The sequence below is a fragment of the Fulvimonas sp. R45 genome (assembly GCF_030504985.1).
Lineage (GTDB): Bacteria > Pseudomonadota > Gammaproteobacteria > Xanthomonadales > Rhodanobacteraceae > Rhodanobacter_A.
The window spans coordinates 203,997-222,994 of the sequence record NZ_JASERU010000004.1 but is presented as its reverse complement, the minus strand read 5'-3'; the positions used below and the strand labels follow the sequence as shown (position 1 = coordinate 222,994).

General features: G+C 71.9%; 22 protein-coding genes. 15 read left to right on the top strand and 7 right to left on the bottom strand.

Going from position 1 to position 18,998, the window contains the following annotated elements:
• Positions 1–12 precede the first annotated feature (12 nt).
• Genes hda through QMK61_RS05540 form a run of 4 tightly spaced genes read right to left on the bottom strand, consistent with a single transcriptional unit; the run spans position 13 to position 3,529 of the window.
• Entirely contained in the window at positions 13–714 is a 702-nt protein-coding gene (gene hda / locus QMK61_RS05555) for a DnaA regulatory inactivator Hda (RefSeq protein WP_302071041.1), read from the bottom strand.
• A complete protein-coding gene (locus QMK61_RS05550; protein WP_302071040.1) occupies positions 711–1,892 on the bottom strand; it encodes an AI-2E family transporter in 1,182 nt (393 codons plus the stop codon). Before QMK61_RS05550 ends, hda begins: the two co-directional genes overlap by 4 nt.
• A 58-nt stretch (positions 1,893–1,950) precedes the next feature.
• Positions 1,951–2,517 carry a CDP-alcohol phosphatidyltransferase family protein gene (locus tag QMK61_RS05545; protein ID WP_302071039.1) on the bottom strand — a complete coding sequence of 189 codons (567 nt, stop codon included), beginning with the start codon at positions 2,515–2,517 and terminating at the stop codon, positions 1,951–1,953.
• Between the two features lie 16 nt (positions 2,518–2,533).
• Positions 2,534–3,529, bottom strand: coding sequence for a DUF2066 domain-containing protein (locus QMK61_RS05540; protein ID WP_302071038.1), 996 nt, complete (start codon positions 3,527–3,529; stop codon positions 2,534–2,536).
• A 91-nt stretch (positions 3,530–3,620) separates the two neighbouring features.
• Here QMK61_RS05540 and purM point away from each other — a divergent pair, with 91 nt between their 5' ends.
• The 3 genes from purM to QMK61_RS05525 all read left to right on the top strand — a co-directional run bounded on the left by purM (position 3,621) and on the right by QMK61_RS05525 (position 6,190).
• On the top strand, positions 3,621–4,655 hold the full coding sequence (gene purM, locus QMK61_RS05535) for a phosphoribosylformylglycinamidine cyclo-ligase (protein WP_302071037.1): 1,035 nt from the start codon (positions 3,621–3,623) through the stop codon (positions 4,653–4,655).
• Between the two features lie 117 nt (positions 4,656–4,772).
• A complete protein-coding gene (gene purN / locus QMK61_RS05530; RefSeq protein ID WP_302071036.1) occupies positions 4,773–5,435 on the top strand; it encodes a phosphoribosylglycinamide formyltransferase in 663 nt (220 codons plus the stop codon).
• 41 nt (positions 5,436–5,476) lie between these two features.
• Positions 5,477–6,190, top strand: a complete 714-nt coding sequence (locus tag QMK61_RS05525) for a DUF6134 family protein (protein ID WP_302071035.1) — start codon at positions 5,477–5,479, stop codon at positions 6,188–6,190.
• A gap of 42 nt (positions 6,191–6,232) precedes the next feature.
• Here the strand turns inward: QMK61_RS05525 and murA are convergent, their stop codons facing one another.
• Both murA and QMK61_RS05515 read right to left on the bottom strand, forming a co-directional pair.
• Positions 6,233–7,492: a UDP-N-acetylglucosamine 1-carboxyvinyltransferase gene (murA, locus tag QMK61_RS05520; RefSeq protein ID WP_302071034.1), complete on the bottom strand. Its 1,260-nt coding sequence runs from the start codon at positions 7,490–7,492 to the stop codon at positions 6,233–6,235.
• Positions 7,493–7,539: 47 nt separating this feature from the next.
• The gene (locus QMK61_RS05515; RefSeq protein WP_302071032.1) at positions 7,540–7,779 is read right to left on the bottom strand and encodes a BolA/IbaG family iron-sulfur metabolism protein; all 240 of its coding nucleotides are present in this window, start codon (positions 7,777–7,779) and stop codon (positions 7,540–7,542) included.
• A gap of 200 nt (positions 7,780–7,979) precedes the next feature.
• On the opposite strand from QMK61_RS05515, the gene QMK61_RS05510 reads away from it, so the two are divergent.
• The 12 genes from QMK61_RS05510 to ptsP all read left to right on the top strand — a co-directional run bounded on the left by QMK61_RS05510 (position 7,980) and on the right by ptsP (position 18,032).
• Positions 7,980–8,954, top strand: coding sequence for a KpsF/GutQ family sugar-phosphate isomerase (locus QMK61_RS05510; RefSeq protein WP_302071174.1), 975 nt, complete (start codon positions 7,980–7,982; stop codon positions 8,952–8,954).
• A gap of 10 nt (positions 8,955–8,964) precedes the next feature.
• Positions 8,965–9,510 (top strand): HAD hydrolase family protein, encoded by a 546-nt coding sequence (locus QMK61_RS05505; RefSeq protein WP_302071031.1) that lies wholly within the window; start codon positions 8,965–8,967, stop codon positions 9,508–9,510.
• Entirely contained in the window at positions 9,507–10,181 is a 675-nt protein-coding gene (gene lptC / locus QMK61_RS05500; protein WP_345783615.1) for an LPS export ABC transporter periplasmic protein LptC, read from the top strand. The genes QMK61_RS05505 and lptC overlap by 4 nt, the downstream gene beginning before the upstream one ends.
• On the top strand, positions 10,150–10,662 hold the full coding sequence (gene lptA / locus QMK61_RS05495) for a lipopolysaccharide transport periplasmic protein LptA (RefSeq protein WP_302071172.1): 513 nt from the start codon (positions 10,150–10,152) through the stop codon (positions 10,660–10,662). The genes lptC and lptA overlap by 32 nt, the downstream gene beginning before the upstream one ends.
• Before the next feature lie 3 nt (positions 10,663–10,665).
• Positions 10,666–11,385: an LPS export ABC transporter ATP-binding protein gene (lptB, locus tag QMK61_RS05490; protein ID WP_302071029.1), complete on the top strand. Its 720-nt coding sequence runs from the start codon at positions 10,666–10,668 to the stop codon at positions 11,383–11,385.
• Between the two features lie 141 nt (positions 11,386–11,526).
• Positions 11,527–12,966, top strand: a complete 1,440-nt coding sequence (locus QMK61_RS05485; RefSeq protein ID WP_302071028.1) for an RNA polymerase factor sigma-54 — start codon at positions 11,527–11,529, stop codon at positions 12,964–12,966.
• 123 nt (positions 12,967–13,089) lie between these two features.
• The gene (raiA, locus tag QMK61_RS05480) at positions 13,090–13,413 is read left to right on the top strand and encodes a ribosome-associated translation inhibitor RaiA (RefSeq protein ID WP_302071026.1); all 324 of its coding nucleotides are present in this window, start codon (positions 13,090–13,092) and stop codon (positions 13,411–13,413) included.
• Between the two features lie 155 nt (positions 13,414–13,568).
• Positions 13,569–14,519 (top strand): HPr(Ser) kinase/phosphatase, encoded by a 951-nt coding sequence (gene hprK, locus QMK61_RS05475; RefSeq protein ID WP_302071025.1) that lies wholly within the window; start codon positions 13,569–13,571, stop codon positions 14,517–14,519.
• Between the two features lie 4 nt (positions 14,520–14,523).
• Positions 14,524–15,426 (top strand): RNase adapter RapZ, encoded by a 903-nt coding sequence (rapZ, locus tag QMK61_RS05470; protein ID WP_302071024.1) that lies wholly within the window; start codon positions 14,524–14,526, stop codon positions 15,424–15,426.
• A gap of 39 nt (positions 15,427–15,465) precedes the next feature.
• The gene (locus QMK61_RS05465; protein ID WP_302071023.1) at positions 15,466–15,858 is read left to right on the top strand and encodes a PTS fructose IIA subunit family protein; all 393 of its coding nucleotides are present in this window, start codon (positions 15,466–15,468) and stop codon (positions 15,856–15,858) included.
• Positions 15,851–16,120 (top strand): HPr family phosphocarrier protein, encoded by a 270-nt coding sequence (locus tag QMK61_RS05460; RefSeq protein WP_302071022.1) that lies wholly within the window; start codon positions 15,851–15,853, stop codon positions 16,118–16,120. The genes QMK61_RS05465 and QMK61_RS05460 overlap by 8 nt, the downstream gene beginning before the upstream one ends.
• Before the next feature lie 157 nt (positions 16,121–16,277).
• Positions 16,278–18,032: a phosphoenolpyruvate--protein phosphotransferase gene (gene ptsP / locus QMK61_RS05455; protein WP_302071020.1), complete on the top strand. Its 1,755-nt coding sequence runs from the start codon at positions 16,278–16,280 to the stop codon at positions 18,030–18,032.
• 30 nt (positions 18,033–18,062) lie between these two features.
• On the opposite strand, the gene QMK61_RS05450 is transcribed toward ptsP, so the two are convergent.
• The gene (locus QMK61_RS05450) at positions 18,063–18,956 is read right to left on the bottom strand and encodes a LysR family transcriptional regulator (protein WP_302071019.1); all 894 of its coding nucleotides are present in this window, start codon (positions 18,954–18,956) and stop codon (positions 18,063–18,065) included.
• Positions 18,957–18,998 lie beyond the last annotated feature (42 nt).

Below are 18,998 nucleotides of genomic sequence, written 5' to 3'. Positions count from 1 at the left end.
CGATTCTCCCGGTCAGTCCGCCCCCGCCTCGCGCAGGAAACCGCGCAGGAACGGCACGGTGATGCGGCGCTGCGCCGCCAGCGAGGCGCGGTCGAGCCGGTCCAGCAGGTCCAGCAGCGCGCCCAGGTCGCGGGTGTGGCGGGCGAACAGCCAGTCCAACACCGCGTCGTCCAGTTCGATGCCTCGCGCGGCGGCCTGGCGCTTCAGCACGTCGCGGCGTTCGCCGTCGTCCAGCGGCTTCAGCGCGAACTGGGTGCAGGCGCCCAGGCGCGAACGCAGGTCGGGCAGTCCCAGGCCCAGCTGCGCCGGCGCCGCCCCGGCCGCGAACAGCAGCGCCGCGCCTTCGGCCTTCGCGCGGTTGTAGAGGTCGAACAGCGCGTGCTCCGCCCCGCGCTCGCCGGCGATGGCGCCGAGGTCGTCCAGCGCCAGCAGCGCGCTGCCGGCCACGCCGCGCAGGGCGGCGGCGCGGTCGGCCAGCGTCGCCAGCGGCAGGTACTGCACGGTACGGCCGGTGGCGCCGGCGGCCTGGCAAGCCGCCACCAGCAGGTGGCTCTTGCCGCTGCCGGCAGGGCCGTGCAGGTACACCCACGGCGCGCCCGGCGCGCGCGCCAGCGCCTCGACGGCGGCCAGCGCGGCGGCATTGGCACCGGCATGGAAATGGTCGAAGCGCTGGCGGCGCGGCCAGCGCAGGGCGAGCGGGAGCTGCGGGATCATCGCGAAGCGCCGGCGTCCCCGTCGTCGTCGGCCCTTGCCACCACACTGGCCGTGCCCTGCTGGCCATCGGGCGTGGTCACGGTGACGTCCACCTCGGCCAGCACCGGGTCCTCCGGCCCTGGCTCGGTGTACAGCCCGCTCTGCTGGTAGCGCTCGTTGAGGTAGCGCAGCAGCACCAGGATCACCGACGCCGCCGGCAGCGCCAGCAGCACGCCCAGGAAGCCGAACAGGTAGCCGCCGGCCAGCACCGCGAAGATCACCGCTACCGGGTGCAGGCCGATCTTCTCGCCCACCAGCCGTGGCACCAGCACGTAGCCCTCCAGCAACTGGCCGACGACGAACACGCCGCACACCAGCAACAGGTGGGTCCAGTCGCCGTACTGCACCAGCACGGCGATGATCGCGGCGCCGAAGCCGGTGATGAAGCCGAGGTACGGCACGAAGCTGAGCAGGCCGGCGACCATGCCGATCAGCGGCCCCACCGACAGCCCCACCAGCCCCAGGCCGGCGCCGTAGAACACGCCCAGCGCCAGCATCACCAGCAGCTGGCCACGCACGAAGGCGCCGAGCACGGCGTCGGATTCGCGCGCCAGGTGCGCCACGGTCGGCTGGATCGAACGCGGCAGCATGCGGTCGATCCACGCCACCAGGCGGTCCCAGTCGCGCAGCAGGTAGAACGCCACCACCGGGATCAGCACCAGGTTGGTCAGCCACATCACCGCGCCCACGCCCGAGCGCGACAGCTTGCCCAGCACGCTGCCCACCGAGCCGATGTGCTCCTTCAGCATGGCCATCAGGCGGTCGGTGTCGAGCGCGTGCGGGTCCAGGTGCAGCTTGTGCTGCAGCCAGGGCAGCGCGGTGTCGCGCGTCCATTCCAGGTAGCGCGGGAAATTCTCCACCACGTTCTGCACCTGCCGCGCGATCAGCGGCACCAGCAGCAGCAACGCGCCGGCCGTCAGCAGCAGCAGCACCACGAACACGATGCTCACCGCCAGCGTGCGCCCCAGGCCCAGGCGCTCCAGCCGGTCGGCCAGCGGGTCGCCGAGGTAGGCCAGCATGGCGGCGATGGCGAACGGCATGATCACCGGCGCCAGCAGCCAGACCAGGCCGAGCAGCACCGCGGCGATGGCCAGCAGCTGCCAGCGGCGGGCGATGTCGCGCGAGGGGTCGTGGTGCATGCGGGTACGGTCCGTCGTCGGTACGGTATCCAAGTGTCGCTTATATGCCGGGCGCCTGTCAGCGTTCGCGGGAGGCACGCCACGCACGGCGCGACCAGCTCCACGCGTAGTCCAGCCAGCTCGCCGCGCATAGCGCGGCCACCAGCCACGCCAGCGGCGTCGACGGCGGCGCCGGCCAGCCCGCGGCGTCCAGCAGCACGTCCAGCAGGTAGAGGATCTGCAGCACCGTGCAGGCCTTCGACAGCCGGCTGGGCTGCGGCTGCAGCGGCCCCACCAGCACCCGCCACAGCAGCGCGCCGGCCCCGATGCTGGCGTCGCGCAGGCATACCGCCCAGGCCAGCCAGGCCGGCGCCACGCCCGTCCAGGCCAGCAGCACGAAGCAGGCGACCAGCAGCAGCTTGTCGGCCAATCCGTCCAGCACGCCGCCCAGGCGGCTCTGCCAGCCGCAGCGGCGCGCCAGGAAGCCATCGACCCCGTCGGAGACGCCGGCCAGCGCGATCAACCCCAGCGCCGGCAACCAGGCGCGCGCCAGCAGCAACCACGCGATCGGCGCGACCAGCGCGATGCGCAGCAGCGAAATGGCGTTGGGCAGGTGCCGCCAGGGCGAGCGCGATGCGGCCGGCACCGCCCCGGCTCCGCGCTCAGTGCAGCCAGCGCAGGCTGGCGTCGGCGCCGGCGTGCGGCTCGTGGCTTTCCAGCAGATGGCCGCCGGCGGCCAGTTCCGCCGCCAGCGCCGGCAGCGGCAGGCCGGCCTTCACGTCGAGCAGGGCGCCGTCGTCCTGCGCGCCCACGGTGGTCACGGCCTGCACGGAGGGATCGGCGCGCAGCGCGGCCAGCAGGCCGGCGTAGTCCCGTGCCGAATTCAGCCCGGTCACCCACAGCTTGCCTTCCACCGTGCCGGCGCCGATCACGTTCAGGCGGCGGCCGACGCGGTCGGCCACGGCATTGCCGGCGTCCGCCAGCAGGGCATCGCCGCTGGCCTGGTCGCTCCACTGCTGCGTCTGGCCGCCGTTGACCAGGGTCCAGTCGGCACCGCCGTCATGCAGCCGGCCCAGCAGCACCAGGCCGGTGCGGTAGCGGGCTGACACCGCCGCCAGCGCCCCGGGATCGGCCGCGGCCAGCTTGTCGAACGCGGGCAGCTGCGAGGGATCGTCCGCGTAGACGACCTCGTAGCCGCGCTGGCCGGCGGCCGAGGCCAGCGGCGCCAGCGCGTCCTTGCCCAGCGGCTTGCCGTCGGCGCCCTGCACCACCAGCAGCACCGGCGGCTTCACGCCCGCGCTGCTGGCGCCCATCTGGGCGATCGTGCGGCGCACCGCGCCGCTGTCGAAGGTGGCCTGCAGCAGCAGGCCCGGCGGGTTGCCGCCGGCACGCTGGTACTGGTACTGCTGCACCATGCCGGGGGCGTTCTTGAGCGCGTCGTCGTAGCCGGGCTTGCCGCGCAGGTCCTGGCCGCCGGAGATCCGCGCCAGCACCTGCGTCAGCGCGGTGGCGAAGGCCTGGTCGCGCTGCGCCTCGCTGGTGTCGGGCACCGGCACGGTGACGGAATACGGCGACGACGCCTGGCCGAACGCGCCCAGCGGCGCCAGCGCGGCCAGGCCCAGCAGCAGGAAGGCGATCAGCGGACGCGGCAGGCGCATGGGGATGGACCTTGGGGGAAACTCGACCGAAGTCTGCCCAATCCGGCCCCCAACGTCTATCATTACGCGTTTTCCAGGCCGGTTCCCCGCCATGTCCGACGCCCTCACCTATCGCGCCGCCGGAGTCGACATCGACGCCGGCAACGCCCTCGTCGAACGCATCAAGCCGCTGGTCAGGCGCACCTTCCGCCCGGAGGTGATGGGCGGGCTGGGCGGCTTCGGCGGCCTGTTCGCGCTGGGCAACAGGTATCGCGAGCCGGTGCTGGTCTCCGGCACCGACGGCGTGGGCACCAAGCTGAAGCTGGCGCAGCAGCTCGGCCGCCACGACACCATCGGCATCGACCTGGTCGGCATGTGCGTGAACGACGTGCTGGTGCAGGGCGCCGAGCCGCTGTTCTTCCTCGACTACTTCGCCACCGGCAGGCTGGACGTGGACACCGCCGCCGCGGTGGTGGGCGGCATCGCCAAGGGTTGCGAGCTGGCCGGCTGCGCCCTGATCGGCGGCGAGACCGCCGAGATGCCCGACATGTACCCGCCCGGCGAGTACGACCTGGCCGGCTTCACCGTGGGCGCGGTGGAGAAGGCCGGCATGCTCACCGGCGAAGCCGTCGTCGCCGGCGACGCGGTCCTCGGCGTGGCCTCCAGCGGCCCGCATTCGAACGGCTACTCGCTGGTCCGCAGGATCCTCGAGCGCGCAGGCCACCCGCTGGACCTCGACCTGGGCGGCACGACCCTGGCCGACGCGCTGATGGCCCCCACCACCATCTACGTGAAGCCCATGCTGGACCTGCTGGCCACCCAGGGCCCGGCCATCCACGGCATGGCGCACATCACCGGCGGCGGACTGAAGGAAAACATCATCCGCGTGGTGCCCGACGGCCTCGGCCTCGCCCTCGACGCCGCCGCCATCGAATTGCCGCCGGTGTTCGACTGGCTGCAGCGCGAAGGCAAGGTGGCGCGCGAGGAAATGTGGCGCACCTTCAACTGCGGCGTGGGCTTCACCGTGATCCTGCCGCGGGACGCCGTGGACGCCGCCGCGGTGCTGCTGGCGAGGCACGGGCTGGCCAGCCGGGTGATCGGCGAGGTGGTGAAGGCGGCGGGCGACGAGCGCGTCCACATCGGCTGAAATCCATCCATCCCCGTTCGCCCTGAGCGTAGACCCGAAGGGTCGAAGTCGAAGGGCCCTTCGACTCCGGCGCGATGCGCCTACGCTCAGGGAGAACGGATTCAGGCAGACGCATCCATGACCGCCCCCCTCCGCATCGCCGTCCTCGCCTCCGGCCGCGGCAGCAACCTCGCCGCGCTGATCGCCGCGCGCGACGCCGGCAGCCTGCCGGTGGAGTTCACCCTCGTCGCCAGCGACAAGGCCGATGCCGGCGCGCTGCGCCTGGCCGAGGCGGCCGGCATCCCCACCCTGGCGCTGTCGCCGAAGGGCTACCCCGACCGCCGCGCCTACGACCTCGACCTGTTCGGCCGCATCGCCGCCAGCGGCGCCGGGCTGCTGGTGCTGGCCGGCTTCATGCGCATCATCGACGGCGCGGCGCTGTCGGCGTGGGCCGGGCGCATCGTCAACATCCACCCCTCGCTGCTGCCGAAATACCGCGGCCTGCACACGCACCGCCGCGCGCTGGACGCCGGCGACGTCGAGCACGGCGCCAGCGTGCACTTCGTCACCGCCGAACTGGACGGCGGCCCGCTGATCGCACAGGCGCGGCTGGCCGTCGAGACGGGTGACGACGAGGACGCGCTCGCCGCCCGCCTGCTGCCGCTGGAACACCGCCTGCTGCCGGCGGTGGTGCGGCTGATCGCCGAACGCCGGCTGGCCCTGGGCGTGGACGGCGTGACGCTGGACGGCCGCCCGCTGGCGCGGCCGCTGCGCCTGGATGGCGACCGGCTGGCTCCCTGATTTCCACGCCGCGTTCAGGTGGGCCGCGTAGACTCGGCCGAATGACACGCCATCGCCGCTTCCACCCGTTCGCCGCCGGCCTCGCGCTGGCCCTCGCCGCCACCGCCGCGTTCGCGGCCGACCCGCCGGCGCCGTTCACCGCCACCTACCGCGTGCTGCGCGGCGGCGAGGCGATCGGCCAGGCCACCATCCAGTTCAAGGCCGATGGCCAGGGCACCTACGACTACAGCAACCGCATCGAGGGCACCTCCGGACTGGCCGCGATGCTGGGCGCCAGTTCCAGCGAAAGCAGCCGCCTGCGCTGGACCGGCGGCATGCCCGAGACGCTCGGCTACGACTACCGGATGGAGGCGGCGATCAAGCGCAGGCAGCGCCACCTCGTCGCGGACTGGAACGCGCACCGGGTCAGCGTGACCGACAACGGCAAGTCGTTCGACTACCCCACCGCACCCGGCATGGTGGACCGCAACGCGCTGCCGCTGGCGCTGGGCCTGGCGCTGCAGGACGGCAAGCGCAGCGTGACCGTCCCGGTGGGCGTGAAGCAGCGGGTGGAACAGCAGCGCTTCCAGGTGAAGGGCGAGGAAACGGTGCAGGTGCCGGCCGGCAGCTACCAGGCCGAGCGCGTGGCGCGCACCGATTCGGACAAGCCGTTCGACGCCTGGTACGCGCCGAAGAAGTACCCGGTGCCGGTGAAGCTGTCGCAGAGCGATGGCGGCGACCTCACCCTGGAACTGACCGGCTACCGCCAGCCGTAGGCGAAATTCTGGCGCCGCCTGCGTGGCGTGGCGCGCCGGCTTTCAGCTCGGCAGGCGGCGGATCCTCGCCCCCAGCACGCCGAGCTTCTCCTCGATGTTCTCGTAGCCGCGGTCGATGTGGTAGACGCGATCGACCGTGGTGTCGCCCTGCGCCACCAGGCCGGCCAGCACCAGGCAGGCGCTGGCGCGCAGGTCGGTGGCCATGATCGGCGCGCCGCTCATGTGATCGACGCCCTGGATGATCGCGGCGTTGCCCTCGAGGCGGATGTCGGCGCCCAGGCGCTGCAGCTCGTGGGCGTGCATGAAGCGGTTCTCGAACACCGTCTCGGTGATCACGCCCACGCCCTCGGCCACGCAGTTGAGCGCGGTGAACTGCGCCTGCATGTCGGTGGGGAACGCGGGGTACGGCGCGGTGGTGAGGTTGACCGCCTTCGGCCGGCGGCCGCCCATGTCCAGCTCGATCCAGTCCGGGCCGGTGGCGATGTGCGCGCCGGCCTCCTCCAGCTTGGCCAGCACCGCGTCCAGGGTGTCGGCGCGGGCGCCGCGGGCGCGCACCTTGCCGCCGGTCATCGCGGCGCCGACCAGGAAGGTGCCGGTCTCGATGCGGTCGGGCAGCACCTCGTACTCGGCGCCGTGCAGGCGTTCCACCCCGTGGATGGTCATGGTGGAGGTGCCGGCGCCCTCGATCTGCGCGCCCATCGCCACCAGGCAGTGCGCCAGGTCGACCACCTCCGGCTCCTGCGCGGCGTTCTCGATCACCGTGGTGCCGGAGGCCAGCGCCGCCGCCATCATGATGTTCTCGGTGCCGGTGACGGTGACCATGTCCATGGCGATGCGCGCGCCCTTCAGCCGCTTCGCCTTCGCCTTGATGTAGCCGTTTTCCACCACGATGTCGGCGCCCAGCGCCTGCAGGCCGCGGATGTGCTGGTCGACCGGGCGCGAGCCGATCTGGCAGCCGCCGGGCAGCGAGACCTCGGCCTGGCCGAAGCGCGCCACCAGCGGCCCCAGCACCAGGATCGAGGCGCGCATGGTCTTCACCAGCTCGTACGGGGCGAAGTAGCGGTCGGCGGGGCGCGGGTCGACCTGGATCTTCATGCGGTCGTCCAGCACCAGCTGCACGCCCATCTGGCCGAGCAGTTCCATGGTGGTGGTGACGTCGTGCAGGTGCGGCACGTTGCTGATCGTCACCGGCTCGTCGGCCAGCAGGCAGCCGGCGAGGATCGGCAGCACGGCGTTCTTGGCGCCGGAGATGCCGACTTCGCCCTGGAGCGGCACGCCGCCGCTGATGAGGATCTTGGCCATCGTTGTCCTTGCAGAATGTATGTGGGCCCGGGAACCCGCGGCAGCCGTCAGCGGCGCCCGGCGGCTTCCTCGGGCGTCAGCGTCTTCAGCGCGAGCGCGTGGATCGCCCCGCCCATCAGCTCGCCCAGGGTGGCGTAGACCAGCCGGTGCCGCGCCAGCGGCAGCTTGCCGGCGAACTGCGCGGCCACCACCTCGGCCTCGAAGTGCACGCCGTCGTCGCCCCGCACGTCCGCGCGGGCGCCGGGCAGGCCCTGCTCGATCATTGCCTGGATGCTGGCTGCGTCCATCGGTCGTCCGCCGGGGGTGATCCTGAACGCCGGCTCCCGCAACGGCAGCCATCGGCGTCGGGCATCACGATAGAATGGGAATATGCCATGTTAATGGAAATCCGCGGCCGCAGAAACGACACGTTCCCGGCCCGCCTGTCCCGCCCCACGCCCCCAGAGGACGCATGAACGCACCCGTCGCCACCGCCCGCACCACGCCGATGGACGCCGGTGCCATCGTGCGCAGCGCGCGCACCGTCATCGCCACCGAGGCGGCGGCGATCCGCGCGCTGGAGCCGCGCATCGGCGCCGGGTTCGTCGACGCCTGCCGGCTGATCCTGGGCTGCCAGGGGCGGCTGGTGGTCACCGGCATGGGCAAGTCCGGCCACATCGGGCGCAAGATCGCCGCCACCCTGGCCTCCACCGGCACCCCGGCGTTCTACGTGCATCCCGGCGAGGCCAGCCACGGCGACCTGGGCATGATCCTGCCGCAGGACATCGTGCTGGCGCTGTCCAACTCGGGCGAGACCGACGAGGTGCTGTTCATCCTGCCGGTGATCAAGCGCCAGGGCATCCCGCTGATCGCGCTCACCGGCAACCCGGCGTCCTCGCTGGCGCAGCAGGCCGACGTGCACCTGGACGTCAGCATCTCCGCCGAGGCCTGCCCGCTGGGCCTGGCCCCCACCGCCAGCACCACCGCGGCGCTGGTGATGGGCGACGCGCTGGCGATCGCGCTGCTGGAGGCGCGCGGCTTCACCTCGGAGGACTTCGCCCGCTCGCACCCGGCCGGCAGCCTGGGCCGCCGCCTGCTGCTGCACATCGCCGACGTGATGCACACCGGCGACGGCATCCCCGCGGTGGCGCCGGACGCCAGCCTCACCGAGGCGCTGGTGGAGATGACCCGCAAGCACCTGGGCATGACCGCCGTGGTCGATGCCGACCGCCGCCTGCTCGGCGTGTTCACCGACGGCGACCTGCGCCGCGCGCTGGACGACGACGGCGTGGACCTGCGCAACGCGAAGGTGGCCGAGCTGATGACCCGCAACCCCAAGGCGATCGGCGCCGACAAGCTGGCGATCGAGGCCGCGCAGTTGATGGAAAAGCACCAGATCCACGCCCTGCTGGTGGTGGACGAGGCGGAGCGCGTGGTCGGTGCGCTGAACATCCACGACCTGCTGCGCGCCCGCGTGGTCTGACGGCTCCCGCATGTCCCGCTACCTCGCCGACCTGCCCGCCGACCTGCTCGCCCGCGCCGCCCGGGTCCGCCTGGTCGCCTTCGACGTGGATGGCACCCTCACCGACGGCCGCCTGTGGTACGGCGAGGACGGCCGCGAGACCAAGGTATTCCACGTCCACGACGGCCTGGGCCTGAAGCGGCTGCAGGCCAACGGCATGCAGGTGGCCTTCATCACCGCCCGGATCAGCCATCCGGTGGCATTGCGCGCCGAGGAACTGGAGATCGCCCACGTCTACCAGGGCCAGGGCGACAAGCGCGCCTGCCTGCTGCAGTTGCTGGAAGCGCTGGGGCTGGCGCCGGAGCACGCCGCCTTCGTCGGCGACGACCTGCCCGACCTGCCCCCCATGCGCGTGGCCGGCCTCGCCGTGGCGGTGGCCAACGCGCACCCGTGGGTGGCCGAGGCCGCGCACTGGCAGACCCGCCTGGCCGGCGGCATGGGCGCGGCGCGCGAGGTGTGCGACCTGATCCTGCACGCCCAGGGCAAGGCCGGTGCCGAACGGGAGCGCTGGCGGTGAGCCCGCTCGCGCGCCTGCGCGACTACCTGCGCGACCGCAAGCTGGCCACCGGCATCGTGCTGCTGGCGCTGGCCGCCGGCGCGCTGCAGGCCGTGCTGTGGTGGATCGCGCCCAGCCCGAAGGCCAACGATTTCGTGGGCCCGCCGCGCTCGGGCTACACCCTCACCGACTTCCACATGTGGTCGTACGACCCGCAGGGCCGGCCCAGCTTCAGCATGCGCGCACCGCGGCTGGACCGCCGCGAGGGCGACGAGTCGCTCTACATCATCTCGCCGCGCTTCGTGCTGGCCTCGAAGAACCCGGGCGTGCCCGACTGGCAGGGCGACTCGCTGTACGGCTGGGTGAACCACACCGGCACCCTGCTCAAGCTGCAGGGCCCCGTGCACATGCGCCGCCCCGCCTTCGGCGACACGCCGGAGGCGACCCTGGACACCGCCGACGTCACCGCGTTTCCCAAGGAAAACCGCATGGAAACCGAGGCACCGGCGCAGATGACGCAGGGCGCCAGTAGAATGAACGGCGTCGGCATGCGCGCCGAACTCGACGACAATCACCTGGAGCTGCTCCATGACGTCCACGGCACCTTCGTCCCGCACCCGCGGCCTGCTTCGCCTCGGCGCGATCGCGCTGGGCCTGCTCATGCTGCAGCCGGCGCTGGCGCGCAGGGATGACCGCCAGAAGCCGATGAACGTGGAGAACGCGAACCGCTTCGACGGCAAGTACGCGCCCAACAGCACCGCCACCCTGTACGGCAACGTGGTGATCACCCAGGGCACCATGAAGGTCACCGGCGACAAGGCGACCGTGCACTTCGACGCCGACCAGAACGTGGACCACATCGTGGTCACCGGCACGCCCGCGCACATCCAGCAGCTGGACGACAGCGGCAACCTGATGATCGGCAACGCCGCCAAGCTCGACTACAACAACGACACCGGCGTGGCGGTGCTGACCGGCAACGCCTTCGTCCAGCAGAAGGGCCGCGGCGAGGCGCACGGCGACACCCTCACCTACAATACCGAGACCAGCGAGATGACCGGCGTCAGCGGCAGCGATGGCCGCGTGCACATGACCTTCCTGCCCAGGCAGCACGCCGGCGCCACGTCCACGCCGGCGCCGGCCGCTTCCGTCGCGCCGCAGGGGCAGCGCTGACCCATGCTGTCCGCCGAAGGCCTGCAGAAGCGTTTCCGCGCGCGCCAGGTGGTGCGCGATTTCGGGTTCTCCATCCGCCAGGGCGAGGTGGTGGGTCTGCTCGGTCCCAACGGCGCCGGCAAGACCACCTGCTTCTACATGGTGGTGGGCCTGATCGAGGCCGACGGCGGCACCATCAAGCTCGACAAGCAGGACATCACCGGCCTGCCGATGCACGCACGCGCCAGGCTCGGCATCGGCTACCTGCCGCAGGAAGCCTCGGTGTTCCGCCGCCTCAGCGTGTCCGACAACATCCTCGCCGTGCTCGAACTGCGCGAGGACCTGGACGCGCGCAAGCGCGCCGCCGAGCTGGAAAGCCTGCTGGACGAGCTGAAGATCGCGCACATCGCCGAGCAGAAGGGCGTCAGCCTCTCCGGCGGCGAGCGCCGCCGCGTGGAGATCGCCCGCGCGCTGGCTGCCAACCCGCGCTACATGCTGCTGGACGAGCCGTTCGCCGGCGTCGACCCGATCTCGGTGGGCGAGATCCAGCGCATCGTGCGCCACCTCAAGGAACGCGGCATCGGCGTGCTGATCACCGACCACAACGTGCGCGAGACGCTGGGCATCTGCGACCGCGCCTACATCCTGAACGACGGCGAGGTGCTGTCGCGCGGCACGCCGGCGCACATCCTCGCCGACGAGAAGGTGCGCGAGGTCTACCTGGGCCGCGAGTTTCGCCTCTGAGCGCACCGCGGAGCGCTTCGCACGCCGCGTGAGAGCCCGTTCACGCCGCCACCCTTCCGCGCGCCGGCGATCCGCGCGGCTATGGCCGCCCCGGTGGCGAAGGGTTACGATGGAAGCCAGTTCCATGTCGCCCGGCGGGTAATGAAAACCGCACTGCAGTTCCGCCTCAACCAGCAGCTCGCCCTGACGCCTCAACTGCAGCAGGCCATCCGTCTGTTGCAGCTGTCCCAGCTGGAGCTGGAGGCCGAATTGCGCCAGCTGGCGGAGAGCAACCCGCTGCTGGAATTCGCCGAGGACGCCGAGCCCGGCGACGAGGGCGACTTCGCCGCCGCGCCCGCGCCGGATCCGGCGGCCGACAGCACCGGCGACGGCGAGGGCGAGTGGGCCGAATCCGAGGGCACCGCCGAGGAGCCGATCGACTTCTCCAGCGTCCGCACCGGCAGCGCCGCCAACGGCCGCGACGACGAAGGCCTGGAGCCCCAGAACGCCGCGCCCGAGACGCTGCAGGAACACCTGCTGTGGCAGCTCAACCTCAGCCCGTTCGATGCGCGCCAGCGCGCCATCGCCACCGTGCTGATCGACGCGCTGAACGACGACGGCTACCTGGCTGAAGGCCTGGAATCCGTGCTCGCCGCGCTGCCGGCCGACCTGCACGCCAGCCTCGACGAGGTGGAATCGGTGCGCCGCCAGCTGCAGCGCTTCGACCCCACCGGCGTGGCCAGCCTGAACCTGCGCGACTGCCTGCGCGTGCAGCTCGAGCAGTTCGACCCCGACGCCACCCCGCAGCGCGGGCTGGCCCTGCGCATCGTGGAACACGAACTGGACCTGCTGGCGCGCAACGACATCCCCCGCCTGGCCCGGCGCCTGCGCGCCGACGAGGACGAGACCGCCGCCGCCGCCGCGCTGATCCGCAGCCTCGACCCGCGCCCCGGCGCCGCGCTGGACGCCACCCCGGTGGAATACGTCGCGCCCGACGTCTACGCGCGCAAGATCGGCCACCGCTGGCAGGTCAGCCTCAACCCCGACAGCCAGCCCCGGCTGGGCCTCAACCAGCACTACTGCAGCCTGATCGCGCAGGCGCGCGGCAACGACGCGAACTGGATGCGCGGCCAGCTGCAGGAGGCGCGCTGGCTGCTGAAGAGCCTGGAATCGCGCGCCGAGACCCTGCTCAAGGTGGCCGAGGCGATCGTGCGCCGGCAGAGCGCCTTCCTCGACTACGGCCCCGAGGCGATGCACCCGCTGGTGCTGCGCGAGGTGGCCGAGGAGGTGGGCATGCACGAATCCACCATCTCGCGCGTCACCACGCGCAAGTACATCCACACGCCGCGCGGCACCTTCGAGCTGAAGCACTTCTTCTCCAGCGGCGTGTCCACCGAGGACGGCGGCAGCGCCTCGGCCACGGCGATCCAGGCCATGCTGCGCAAGCTGGTCGACGCGGAGGATGCGCGCCGGCCGCTGTCCGACCAGGCGCTGGCCGAGGAACTGCGCCGCAAGGGCATCCAGGTGGCCCGCCGCACCGTCGCCAAATACCGGGAGGCCTTGCGCATACCCAGCTCCAACGAACGCATGCGGGCAAGCTGACCGCAGCGCGGAACTTGCCCATGCGCAAAACGTCCCAATAAGGAAGATCGAGTCGCTTCAAGGCGCGCCGATACCGGCGCACCGGAACCACGCCGCCACGGCGGCACACCACAGGAGGCGCCTATGCAATTCCAACTCAGTGGCCAGCAGATCGAAGTCACCCCGGCCCTGCGTGAGCACGCGGCCGCGAAGCTCGACCGGCTGACCCGCCTCGACGACCGCCTGCTGAGCCTCACCGTCGTGCTCTCGCTGGACAAGCTCCAGCAGCGCGCGGACGGCACGCTGAAGGCCAACGGCGCCACCTTCCACGCGGAAGCGGCCGAGGCCGACATGTACGCCTCCATCGACACCCTGTTCGACAAGCTGGTGGCCCAGCTGCGCCGGCACCGCGAGAAGATCTCCGACAAGCACCAGCGCGAGGTGCGCGACGAGCGCCAGTACGGCTGAGCCCGACCGTCCCGCGGACCCGCCCCGGCTCCGGGAGCGGGTCCGCGGCGCCTCCGGCGCCCACCGCCTTCCCCGCGCCGCCCACACCGGCTGAACACACCCGCAGCGCCAAGCTGGCACAATGTTCCCCGCGAACGCACGCAAGGGAATCCCGCTTGGACCGGCTCACCGCCCGACAACTCTACGATGGCGTCCACGAGCGCATGGCACTGCGCTGGGTGGCCGGCATGCGCGGCGAGTCGCGCACGCTGGAGCCGGGCGTGGCGCAGTCGCGCCGGCCCTCGCTGGTGGGCTACCTCAACGTGATCTACCCGAACAAGGTGCAGATCATCGGCAGCGAAGAGCTGAACTTCCTCGACGGCCTGGATTCGCGCCAGCGCTGGGAAGCGATCCACAAGATCGCCGCCAGCCAGCCGGTGGCGCTGATCGTCACCCGCGACCAGTCGGTGCCCTCCGACCTGCGCGAGGTGGCCGAGGAAACCGGCACTCCGCTGTGGCTCAGCGCCAAGCGCGGCCACGAGCTGCTGACCTGGCTGCAGTACCACCTGGCGCGCATGCTGGCGCCCAAGCTCACCCTGCACGGGGTGTTCCTGGAAGTGTTCTCGATCGGCGTGCTGATCACCGGCGAGGCCGGCTCGGGCAAGAGCGAGCTGGCGCTGGAACTGGTCAGCCGCGGCCACCGGCTGGTGGCCGACGACGCGCCCGAGTTCACCCTGATCGCGCCCGACGTCATCGACGGCACCTGCCCCGAGCTGCTGCAGGACCTGCTGGAGGTGCGCGGCCTGGGCGTGCTCAACGTGCGCGAGATGTTCGGCCACACGGCGGTGAAGACGTCCAAGTACATGCGCCTGATCATCCACCTCAAGCCGCTGCGCGAGGGCGAGGAGATCGACGCGCTGACCCGCCTCACCGGCGACACCGGCCACCGCGAGGTGTTCGACGTGCCGGTGCCGATGATCACCCTGCCGGTGGCGCCGGGCCGCAACCTGTCGGTGCTGGTGGAAGCCGCCGTGCGCAGCCACATGCTCAAGAGCAAGGGCATCGACCCCGCGCAGACCTTCATCGACCGCCAGGCGCACCAGATGCGCCGGCTGCCTCCCTGGTGAACGCATGATCGACGACGACACCCTGCCCGGCACGGAACGCTTCGATCCGCGCGCCACCCACCTGGTGGTGCTCACCGGCATGTCCGGCGGCGGCAAGACGGTGGCGCTGCGCGCCCTGGAAGACCTGGAGTTCTACTGCGTCGACAACCTGCCGCCGGCCCTGCTGCCGCAGCTGGTGGACGCGGTGGGCCGCGGCGCCGGGCGGCGGCGGCGCATCGCGGTGGGCGTGGACGTGCGCAACCGCGGCGCGGATTTCACCCACCTGCCCACGATCCTCTCCGAGCTGGCCGCGACCGGCGTGCAGCCGCACCTGATCTTCCTCGACTGCCGCAACGACGTGCTGCTCAAGCGCTACTCGGAAACGCGCCGCCGCCACCCGCTGGCCACGCGTGGCATGTCGCTGGCCGACGCCATCGGCAAGGAACGCCGCCTGCTGCGCCCGCTGATGGCGATCGCCGAGAAGGTGATCGATTCCAGCGAGCTCAACGTGCACCAGCTGCGTCGGCTGGTCGCCACCGGCTACGCGCAGGCCACCAAGGGCCTGACCCTGATGTTCCAGTCCTTCGCGTTCAAGCGCGGGCTGCCGCTGGATTCCGACTTCGTGTTCGACGCGCGCTGCCTGCCCAACCCGCACTGGCAGCCGCGGCTGCGCCCGCTCACCGGCAAGGACGCGCCGGTGCGCGAGTATCTGGACAACGAGCCGCTGGTGGCCGAATACCTCGCCGACACCGCGCGCTGGCTGGATGCCTGGCTGCCTCGCTTCGAGCAGGACGACCGCAGCTACGTCACCATCGCGATCGGCTGCACCGGCGGGCGGCACCGCTCGGTGTACCTGGTCGAACAGCTCGCCGCGCGCTACCGCGACCATCGCGAAAGCGTGCTCACCTTCCACCGCGAGCTGGACTGAAGCCATGACCGGACGACGCATGCAGCCGGGCACGCAGCCATGAGCGCCGGCGTGCTGCTGATGACGCACGAGGCGGTGGGCCAGGCGCTGATCTCCGCCGCGCGCCACGTGATGCCGAAGCTGCCGCTGCGGGTGGCCGCGGTGGAGGTACCCGCGCAGGCCGACCCGGACGTGATGCGCTCGCTCACCGCCCGCCACGCGCGCGAACTGGACGAGGGCGACGGCGTGCTGGTGCTGGCCGACCTGTACGGCGCCACGCCATGCAACATCGGATTGTCGCTGGGCCCGCTCGGCGTGCGGCTGCGCTGCGTCTCCGGGCTCAACCTGCCGATGCTGCTGCGCGTGCTGAACTACGCGGACAAACCGCTGGACGAACTGGCCGAGATCGCCGCCACCGGCGGCCGCGGGGGAATCTTCATCGATCATGCGTGAGAAGGACATCGTCGTATCCAACAAGCTCGGACTGCACGCGCGCGCCTCGGCCAAGCTGGTGCAACTGGTGCAGGGCTTCAAGTCCACGGTGTGGCTGGTCAGCAAGGGCCGCGAAGTCAACGCGCAGAGCATCATGGGCGTGATGATGCTGGCCGCCGGCCTCGGCACGCCACTCACCGTGCGCGCCGAGGGCCCGGACGAGGAAGCCGCGCTGGACGCGGTCGTGGCGCTGTTCGAGCGCAAGTTCGACGAGGGGATGTGATGGGAGCGAGGAACGGGGAACGGGAAACGGGGAACGGGCGGGCCTGCGACGGCGTGTCGGCCCCGGCCGGCGCGTGCGTCGCCATGGCCGCCCGCGAAGGCCTCCATGTTCCCCGTTGCCCGTTCCCCATTCCCCGCGGTCCCGGCGGGACCGCCCCATGAGACACGTCCTGCCCGGCACCGTCGCCTCCCGGGGCATGGCCCTGGGCCGGGCGCGGCTGGTGCAGCCCAGCCGCTACGCGGTGGACACCCGGCCGCTGGCCGAGGAGGAGGTCGAGGCCGAGCTGGAACGCCTGCACCGCGCGCTGGACACCGCGCGGCAGGAACTGCGCGAGCTGCGCGGCAAGCTGCACGGCGCGCTGGCGCGCGAGGTGAACGAGTTCATCGACGCGCACAGCCTGCTGCTGGACGACGCCGAGCTGCTGCGCGGGCTGGACGACCTGGTGCGGGTCGGCCACTACCGCCCCGGCGCCGCGCTGAAGAAGCAGCGCGACAGGCTGGCCGCGGTGTTCGAGGCGATGGACGACCCCTACCTGCGCAGCCGCAGGGAGGACATCGACCAGGTGATCGCCCGGGTGATCTCCGCGCTGCAGCGCCAGACCAGCGCCGAGGAGCGCAAGCTCGCCGCGCGCGTGGGCGAGATCCTGATCGCCGACAGCATCGCCCCCGCCGACATGGCGCACCTCGCCGGCAACGGACTGCTCGGCGTGGTGGGCAGTTCCGGCAGCCCGTATTCGCACAGCGCCATCCTGGCGCGCAGCCTGGGCCTGCCGATGCTGGTGGGCACGCGCGACGCGCTCTCGACCATCCACGACGACGACCTGATCCTGCTCGACGGCGAGCACGGCAAGGCCATCGTGCATCCCACCGCGCAGGACCTGGCGCGCTACCGCGCCTGGCAGCGCGAATCGGCCGCCGAGGGCCGCCGCCTGGCCACCCTGGCCAACGCGCCCACGCGCACCGGCGACGGCGTCGGCCTGCGCCTGCTGGCCAACGCCGAATCCTCCGCCGACGTGGCGCTGGCCCGCGCCCGCGGCGCCGACGGCGTGGGCCTGTACCGCACCGAGTTCCTGTTCCTGCGCCAGAAAGGCCTGCCCAGCGAGGACGAGCAGTTCATCGCCTACCGCGACCTGGTGCTCGGCATGGGCGGCCTGCCGGTGACCATCCGCACGCTCGACCTCGGCGCCGACAAGGCCGATGCCGCCGGCCTGGTGCTGCGCGGCGAGGACAACCCGGCGCTGGGCGTGCGCGGCGTGCGCCTGTCGCTGCGCTACCCGGCCGTGTTCACCACGCAGATCCGCGCCATCCTGCGCGCCGCCTGCTACGGCCCGGTGCGCGTGCTGGTGCCGATGGTGACCCAGCCGGACGAGCTGATCGCGGTGCGCACGCTGTTCAAGCTGGCGCGGCAGGAGATGGAGCGCGAGCACGTGGACCTGCCCGAGAAGCTGCCGCTGGGCGCGATGATCGAGGTGCCCGCCGCCGCACTCAACGTGCGCGCCCTGCTCGACCACGCCGACTTCCTCGCCATCGGCACCAACGACCTGGCCCAGTACGTGCTCGCCGCCGACCGCGGCAACGACGCGCTGGACAACATCTACACCCCGCTGCAGCCGGCGCTGCTGCGGCTGATCGGCTACGTGATCGCCTGCGGCCGGCGCGCCGGCAAACCGGTGAGCCTGTGCGGCGAGATCGGCGGCGACGTGCGCTTCACCGCGCTGCTGCTGGCGCTGGGCCTTACCGAGTTCAGCATGCATCCCAGCCAGCTGCTGCACGTGCGCGACCGGCTGGCCGGGCTCGACCACGCCGCGCTGCGCGCCGCCGCCCCGTGCCTGCTCCGTGCCGCCACCCACGAGGACGTGGAGACCCTGCTCACCCACCTGGACCCGGGCTTCGCCCCCGCCGCGTCAGCTTGACGCGCGACGGCTTGCCCGTCATCCCGCGATTCAAGGCGACGGGCTCTCCACCACCGTGTCCAGGAACGCCTCCAGCACCGCGCCGCGGTACTTCTCCCGGTGCAGCAGCAGCCACAGCTTGCGGCGCAGGTCCAGGAACGGCGTCCGCAGCGCCTTCAGCCGCCCGGTGGCGACGGCATCGGCCACCGCCACCTCTGGCAGGCAGGCGATGCCCAGCCCGGCCGCCACGGCCTGCTTGATCGCCTCGATCTGGTCCAGTTCCAGCACCGTCTCGCCGGCCGGCAACTGCGCCAGCACGCGTTCGCTGGTGGCGCGGGTGGCCGATCCGGGCTCGCGCAGTACCCAGCGCGCACCGGCGAAATCGGCGGGCTTCAGGCTGCGCCGGCGCGTCAGCGGGTGGTCGGGCGGTGCGCAGACCACCAGCGCGTCGTCGCGCCAGGGGCGCGTCTCCAGCAACGGATGCGCCACCGGGCCTTCGACGCAGCCCACGTCCAGGCTGTGGTCCAGCATCGCGGCGGCGATCGCGTCGGTGTTGGCCACGCGCAACCGCACCGCCACCTGCGGGTGGCTGCGCACGAAGGCGCCGAGCAGTTCGCCCACGCGGTAGTTGCCCACCGTGTTGCTGGCGCCGATGCGCAGCTCGCCGGTCGGCATCGCGGCATCGCCGGCGCCGCGGCGGCCGAACTCGGCGTAGCGCTCCAGCAGTTCCTGTGCCAGCGGCAGCAGCTCGCGCCCGCGCGCGTTCAGCCGCAGCCGGCCGCGCTCGCGGGCGAACACCGGCGCGTCGAGCTGCCGCTCCATCTCGGCCAGCGCCATGCTGGCGGCCGGCTGGGTGAGATGCAGCCGCTCGGCCGCGGCGCGCACGCTGCCATGCAGCGCGATCTGCACGAATACCTCGAGCTGGCGCGGACTGACATTGATCATCAGCTTATTTTATACGGCGAATTAGATATTCCAAATTTTCCT

What these genes read in the sequence shown, in the direction of transcription:
- QMK61_RS05525 (WP_302071035.1), top strand. Translation starts at nt 5,477, where the DNA reads ATGACACGCCATCGCCGCTTCCACCCGTTCGCCGCCGGCCTCGCGCTG.
- ptsP (WP_302071020.1), top strand. Translation starts at nt 16,278, where the DNA reads ATGAGACACGTCCTGCCCGGCACCGTCGCCTCCCGGGGCATGGCCCTG.
- QMK61_RS05510 (WP_302071174.1), top strand. Translation starts at nt 7,980, where the DNA reads ATGGACGCCGGTGCCATCGTGCGCAGCGCGCGCACCGTCATCGCCACC.
- QMK61_RS05450 (WP_302071019.1), bottom strand. Translation starts at nt 18,956, where the DNA reads ATGATCAATGTCAGTCCGCGCCAGCTCGAGGTATTCGTGCAGATCGCG.
- QMK61_RS05540 (WP_302071038.1), bottom strand. Translation starts at nt 3,529, where the DNA reads ATGCGCCTGCCGCGTCCGCTGATCGCCTTCCTGCTGCTGGGCCTGGCC.
- QMK61_RS05505 (WP_302071031.1), top strand. Translation starts at nt 8,965, where the DNA reads ATGTCCCGCTACCTCGCCGACCTGCCCGCCGACCTGCTCGCCCGCGCC.
- QMK61_RS05465 (WP_302071023.1), top strand. Translation starts at nt 15,466, where the DNA reads ATGAGCGCCGGCGTGCTGCTGATGACGCACGAGGCGGTGGGCCAGGCG.
- rapZ (WP_302071024.1), top strand. Translation starts at nt 14,524, where the DNA reads ATGATCGACGACGACACCCTGCCCGGCACGGAACGCTTCGATCCGCGC.
- QMK61_RS05485 (WP_302071028.1), top strand. Translation starts at nt 11,527, where the DNA reads ATGAAAACCGCACTGCAGTTCCGCCTCAACCAGCAGCTCGCCCTGACG.
- hda (WP_302071041.1), bottom strand. Translation starts at nt 714, where the DNA reads ATGATCCCGCAGCTCCCGCTCGCCCTGCGCTGGCCGCGCCGCCAGCGC.
- raiA (WP_302071026.1), top strand. Translation starts at nt 13,090, where the DNA reads ATGCAATTCCAACTCAGTGGCCAGCAGATCGAAGTCACCCCGGCCCTG.
- purN (WP_302071036.1), top strand. Translation starts at nt 4,773, where the DNA reads ATGACCGCCCCCCTCCGCATCGCCGTCCTCGCCTCCGGCCGCGGCAGC.
- QMK61_RS05515 (WP_302071032.1), bottom strand. Translation starts at nt 7,779, where the DNA reads ATGGACGCAGCCAGCATCCAGGCAATGATCGAGCAGGGCCTGCCCGGC.
- purM (WP_302071037.1), top strand. Translation starts at nt 3,621, where the DNA reads ATGTCCGACGCCCTCACCTATCGCGCCGCCGGAGTCGACATCGACGCC.
- lptA (WP_302071172.1), top strand. Translation starts at nt 10,150, where the DNA reads ATGCTGCAGCCGGCGCTGGCGCGCAGGGATGACCGCCAGAAGCCGATG.
- QMK61_RS05460 (WP_302071022.1), top strand. Translation starts at nt 15,851, where the DNA reads ATGCGTGAGAAGGACATCGTCGTATCCAACAAGCTCGGACTGCACGCG.
- QMK61_RS05550 (WP_302071040.1), bottom strand. Translation starts at nt 1,892, where the DNA reads ATGCACCACGACCCCTCGCGCGACATCGCCCGCCGCTGGCAGCTGCTG.
- murA (WP_302071034.1), bottom strand. Translation starts at nt 7,492, where the DNA reads ATGGCCAAGATCCTCATCAGCGGCGGCGTGCCGCTCCAGGGCGAAGTC.
- lptB (WP_302071029.1), top strand. Translation starts at nt 10,666, where the DNA reads ATGCTGTCCGCCGAAGGCCTGCAGAAGCGTTTCCGCGCGCGCCAGGTG.